This is a genomic window from Streptomyces sp. MBT65, assembly GCF_016612545.1.
In the GTDB taxonomy this organism is placed as follows: domain Bacteria; phylum Actinomycetota; class Actinomycetes; order Streptomycetales; family Streptomycetaceae; genus Streptomyces.
This window is the reverse complement of the sequence record NZ_JAENRY010000441.1, coordinates 1-5,010: the sequence shown is the minus strand read 5'-3', so window position 1 is coordinate 5,010 and position 5,010 is coordinate 1. Positions and strand designations below refer to the sequence as shown.

The following is a 5,010-nucleotide window of genomic DNA, read 5'->3' as shown; positions in this document are numbered from 1 at the left end:
CCCCGACACCCTGCGCCCCGGCGACCGCGCCCCCGACGCCCCCTGCCTCGACGCCTCCGGCCACCCGGTCCGGCTCTTCCAGGTGTACGCGGACCCCCGCTTCACCCTGCTCGGCTTCGGCACCGAAGTCGCGGACGCGGTGGGCAAGTTGGCGGCCGAGTACGCGGGGCTGGTGCAGGCGTTCACGGTGGACACCGGGGACCTGGCGGACCTCAGGGACCACGAGGGGCACGCGCGGCGGGCGTACGGCGTCACCGACCCTGCACTCGTCCTGGTCCGCCCCGACAACCACGTGGCGCTGCTGACCCGGGATCCGGAAGACGTGGCGAACTATCTAACCGACATCGGCATATTCACCCCGAAAGAGTGATACTCGGACTATGAGCACGGCAACGTATGAACTACTGGCCGCGTCGCACAACAACCTCGACGTGGGCGCAGCCTTTCTCGGTGGCCTGGTGATCGCAGGCGCGCTGGTCTGGGCCATACATTTCGGCATGAAGGTCCGTGACCAGGAAAGTCCCCGGCCGCTCCCCGAGGAGCAGCCCCACCTCCCCGTCGGCGGCGCGGTCCACGAGATGCGCGAGATGCGGGAACCCGACGAGATGCCCCGCGCCTCGGAGGAGAAGGAGCGGCTGATGCCGTACCAGCTCCACCACTCCGGGAGCAGAACGGGAAAGGACCAGAAGCGGCTGCGCTGGGTGCCGGGACGGAGCGGTTCGTTCGGGGGCGGCGGCATAGGTCACGTGTGACCGCGCCCTGAGCCTTTTCGGGGAGGACCCTCACGCCTCCGCCGCGGGCAGCGTCACCTCGAAGCGACAACCGCCCGACACATTCCGTACGGCGGCCCGCCCTTGGTGCGCCTCGACGATGCCGCGCACGATCGCGAGCCCGAGTCCGGCCCCGGCCGGCGGGGTCCGGGCGTGCGTGCCGCGCCAGCCGGTGTCGAAGACGCGGGGCAGATCGTCCTCCGGGATGCCACCGCATCCGTCCGTCACGGACAGGACGACACCGTCGGCGGTCCGCTCGGCGGCGATGGCGACGGTGCCGTCGGCGGGCGTCCGGCGGATGGCGTTGACCAGCAGGTTCCCCAGCACCCGGCTCATCTCCTTGCCGTCGACCTCGACCGGTACCGGTGCGATCCGGTCGCCGACCAGCCGTACGCCGTGCTCGCGCGCGAGCGGGTCCGCGCCGGCGAGGGCGTCGCCGATCAGGTCGTAGAGGGAGATGCGGGAGCGGGTGAGGGCGAGGGAGCCGGCGTGGATGCGGGAGAGTTCGAAGAGGTCGCCGACCATGTCGTTGAGTCGTTCCACCTCGGTGCGGATCTGCCGGAGGTAGCGCTCGGGCTCGGCGGCGACCCCGTCCTCCAGGGCCTCGGACATCGCGCGCAGACCGGCCAGCGGGGTGCGCAGATCGTGCGAGATCCAGGCGACGAGTTCACGCCGTGAGGACTCCAACGCCCGCTCGCGGTCACGGGATTCGGCGAGCTTGGCACTGGTGGCGGCCAACTCGCGGCTGACGTCGGCGAGTTCGGCGGTGGCGGGGCGGACCGGGGCAAAGTAGTCGCCACCGTCGCCGAAGTCGCGGGCGGCGAGGGCGAGTTCACGGCTGCGGGCGACGACCCAGCGGCCGAGCAGCAGAGCGGTGAGCAGGGAGACGACGGCGGCCATCGCGACCACCGTCGTGACCACGGACAGATCGTGCCGGGACAGGAACATCGCCTGCGCCACGGCCAGCGTCCCGGCGAGCATCGCGGCCACGGCGACGGCGGCGACCACGGACACGGACGCGGTGAGGGAGCGCCGGCGCAGCAGCCACAGGGCGCCGGCACCGAGCACACCGGCGGCGGCGGCGCCGAGAAAGGCGAACAGGGCGATGAGGAGGGCGTCACGCATGGTCGGTTCCCTCGGTACCGGTGGTGGCTTCGGTGCCTGCGGGTTCGAAGCGGTAGCCGATGCCCCACACGGTCTGGATGTAGCGCGGCCGCCCCGGATCGTCCTCGACCTTGCCGCGCAGCCGCCGTACATGCACGGTGACGGTCGACAGGTCACCGAAGTCCCAGCCCCACACCTCGCGCATCAGGTCCTCCCGCCCGTACACCCGCCCCGGGTGCCGGAGGAAGAAGGCGAGGAGGTCGAACTCCCGGTGGGTGAGGGCGAGTTCGGCACCGTCCTTGGTGGCCCGGCGGGCGGCGGGGTCCACGGCCAGCCCACCGGCGTTCAGCGGGGCGGCGGACCCGACCGGCGACCGGGAGCGACGCAGCACGGAGTCCACCCGGAGCACGAGTTCCCGGGGGCTGAACGGCTTGGTGACGTAGTCGTCGGCGCCGACCTCCAGCCCCAGGATCCGGTCGTCCTCGTCCCCCCGGGCGGTCAGCATGATCACCGGCACGGGCCCGCGCTCCCGCATCCGCTGGCACACCTCAAGCCCGTCCATCCCCGGCAGCATCAGATCGAGCACCACCAGATCGGGCCAGTGCGCATCGGCCCGCGCGAGCGCCTCCGGCCCGTCCGCGGCCCGCTCCACGACATACCCGGCCCGGTCGAGATACCCGGAGACGACTTCGGCGACGGTGGGATCGTCGTCGACGACCAGAACGCGGGTGGCTCCGCCGGTTCCGCGGGGCTCAGGAGACTCCCGGGGTTCACGGAACCCGCGGGGCTCAGCGGACTCACGAGGCCCGCGAGGCTCACCGGGTTCACGAGGCCCACGGGACGCACCGGTCTCACGAGACTGACGGGACTCACCGGGCTCCACGACCCGCGAGGTGGTCCCGGACACCCTGGTCACTCCGGTCGTCACGGCCTTCCCGGCTGCCCCGGGTTTCCCGGCCCGCGTGGTCCTCTCGTACGGCTGCTGCATGGCGTCAGCCTCGCACCACATGCTCCGCCGGTGGTGCCCCGGAGCGGCTTCGGGCGCCGGACGTCCGTATTTCGTAAGAACCCCGGCGCCCGTGTCGGTGTACCGCTGCCCTACGGCCGCGCGCCGGACCGCTCCGGGTTGTACACCGCCAGGGCCCAGATCACGAACACGTCGACCGCGATCATGATGACCGACCAGATGGGGGCGTACGGGAGGAACATGAACTGGAGGATGGCGCTGAGGCTGGCGAGGACGATGCCGCAGACGCGGGCCCAGCTCATACCGCTGAGGATGCCCCAGCCGGTGATCACGCCCACGGCGCCGAGGCAGATCAGGATGACGCCCCAGCCGGTGAGGTTGATGCTGTAGATGTAGTCGCCGACGCGGGTGTACACGTCGTCCTTGGCGATCGCGGAGATGCCCTGAAGGACGGCGATGACACCGTTCATCAGCATCAGGACACCGGCGAAGACCGCGCCGCCGGCCGCGAGACCGCCGCCGGACGGGGGCGCGCCGTAGCCCCGGGCGCCGGGGGCCTGGCCGGGCCGCCCGCCGGAGTCGCTCCAGGCCGAGTGCTTCTCCTCGCCGTGCTTCTCCTCGCCGCCGGCTGACGGCGAGTGCGGCTGCTGCGTCGAGTGCGGCTGCTGGGTCATGGCCGTACCCCACCTCTCTGTGGTGTGTGGTGCTTCGACCATCCGACCGGGGCAGGCCCGCCACCAGGGGGGTTACGCCGTCCGGGTGACACCGGAGGCGGGCCCCGGGGCGTCCCCCGCCTCCGTCTCCGCCGCCAGGAACTCCACGACCGCCAGCCCGAACAGCAACGCCAGTCCCAGCCCGACCACCACCCACCCCGTCGGGTACGACCACAGCAGATACGCCAGCAGCGCCCCGCCCACCAGCACCCAGCCGATCCACGCCCGGTACCGGCGTACGAACGGCCCGACCGGACCCGTCCGCAGGCCCGCCCCGTCCGCCACGCCCCGCACCGCGCCGATCCCGGACGTCCACAGGCGTCGTACGAGACGGGCCCGGCGGCCCGGACCCGTGAGCCAGGCGGCCAGGGCGATCATCACGCCCAGCGCCACGACCATCCGTACCGTCGTGTGCAGGAAGCGGGTCAGCGCGTCGTACACCGCGCCGGCCGCCGGCGGTGAGACCCCCGCCGGGAGGGCGTCCAGGTAGGCGGCTCGGAAGATCCGTAGCGCGATGCCCAGCAGAGCCGTCGCGGCGGCTACGCCCAGCGCGCCCGTCACCAGTGCGCGCCGTCTGCGGCCCGCCGGCAGGACGCCCGCCGCGACCAGGATCACCGCCACCAACGGCAGCCAGGTACCGGCGAGTTGGAGGATGCGGAAGTACGTCTTGTACGTGTCGAGGTCGTCGCTCTTGAGCAGGGTGATCGAGGTGTGGAGCTCGGGGATCTTCCCGGCGACCGCCATCCCGTCGTCGACCAGCCGCCGTTTCACCTGGTCCACCACCGGGCCCACGTCCAGTGTCACCGCGCCGTCGTCGAGCTTCACCGCACCGCCCCCGCTGCCGGTCAGGGCCTTGTTCACCGTGCTGTGGACCCGGCGGTTGGCGTCCTTCCAGATCCCGGCGAAGGCGTCCGACGCGGCGACCGCCTGCGCCTTGTCGTGGACGAAGGCCCGGACCGCGTCCTCCAGCGAACCGCCCAGCGCCCCCAACGCCTTCTCCAGCAGCGGCCGTTGGGCGGGCGCCACCCCGGACAGCAGGGCGGTGAGATCGAGGTGGTCCATCACGGCCGACGTCACCCGGTTCGCCACGGCGTGCTGGATGTCCGGGTGCGAGGCGAGCGGCGCCACCGTCGCCACATAGCGGTCGGTGTCCCCCACCGTGTCCGCCGTCCACGCGGCCACCACCCCCAAGGGCGCGAGCAGGCACCCCACGACCACCAGCACCGCGGCGACCAGCGAACGCACCCGGTGCCGCGCCCCCCGCCCCGCCGCCTCCGCCTCCAGCTCGGCGACCCTGGACCGCAGCCGGTCGAGTTCCGTCACCCCTGCCTCCTCCGCGCCTGTGACTGTCAGCGCATCCCCGATGCCCCGCACCCGCGAGCAGTGCCGCACCGTTCGGGTGACACCGGCCTCCGCGCCCTACCGCACCGCCCACCCACCGGGCCCGGAAACCCGC

At 72.5% G+C, this 5,010-nt stretch carries 5 protein-coding genes and 1 pseudogene; 2 read left to right on the top strand and 4 right to left on the bottom strand.

Going from position 1 to position 5,010, the window contains the following annotated elements; all coding sequences use genetic code 11:
* A pseudogene (locus JHN63_RS47575) lies at positions 1 to 370 on the top strand (3-(3-hydroxyphenyl)propionate hydroxylase); the annotation flags it as partial.
* Positions 371 to 380: 10 nt separating this feature from the next.
* Positions 381 to 752 carry a DUF6479 family protein gene (locus JHN63_RS47570; RefSeq protein WP_200691365.1) on the top strand — a complete coding sequence of 124 codons (372 nt, stop codon included), beginning with the start codon at positions 381 to 383 and terminating at the stop codon, positions 750 to 752.
* A gap of 30 nt (positions 753 to 782) precedes the next feature.
* On the opposite strand, the gene JHN63_RS47565 is transcribed toward JHN63_RS47570, so the two are convergent.
* The 4 genes from JHN63_RS47565 to JHN63_RS47550 all read right to left on the bottom strand — a co-directional run bounded on the left by JHN63_RS47565 (position 783) and on the right by JHN63_RS47550 (position 4,877).
* Positions 783 to 1,895 carry a sensor histidine kinase KdpD gene (locus JHN63_RS47565; protein ID WP_200691364.1) on the bottom strand — a complete coding sequence of 371 codons (1,113 nt, stop codon included), beginning with the start codon at positions 1,893 to 1,895 and terminating at the stop codon, positions 783 to 785.
* Positions 1,888 to 2,595 carry a response regulator transcription factor gene (locus JHN63_RS47560; protein ID WP_200691367.1) on the bottom strand — a complete coding sequence of 236 codons (708 nt, stop codon included), beginning with the start codon at positions 2,593 to 2,595 and terminating at the stop codon, positions 1,888 to 1,890. The genes JHN63_RS47565 and JHN63_RS47560 overlap by 8 nt, the downstream gene beginning before the upstream one ends.
* A 377-nt stretch (positions 2,596 to 2,972) precedes the next feature.
* Positions 2,973 to 3,515 (bottom strand): hypothetical protein, encoded by a 543-nt coding sequence (locus JHN63_RS47555; protein WP_200691363.1) that lies wholly within the window; start codon positions 3,513 to 3,515, stop codon positions 2,973 to 2,975.
* Positions 3,516 to 3,587: 72 nt separating this feature from the next.
* Positions 3,588 to 4,877, bottom strand: a complete 1,290-nt coding sequence (locus tag JHN63_RS47550; RefSeq protein ID WP_307782159.1) for a hypothetical protein — start codon at positions 4,875 to 4,877, stop codon at positions 3,588 to 3,590.
* Between the last annotated feature and the right edge of the window lie 133 nt (positions 4,878 to 5,010).

Coding starts and splice junctions, on each gene's coding strand:
- JHN63_RS47570 (WP_200691365.1), top strand. CDS start 381: ATGAGCACGGCAACGTATGAACTACTGGCCGCGTCGCACAACAACCTC.
- JHN63_RS47565 (WP_200691364.1), bottom strand. CDS start 1,895: ATGCGTGACGCCCTCCTCATCGCCCTGTTCGCCTTTCTCGGCGCCGCC.
- JHN63_RS47555 (WP_200691363.1), bottom strand. CDS start 3,515: ATGACCCAGCAGCCGCACTCGACGCAGCAGCCGCACTCGCCGTCAGCC.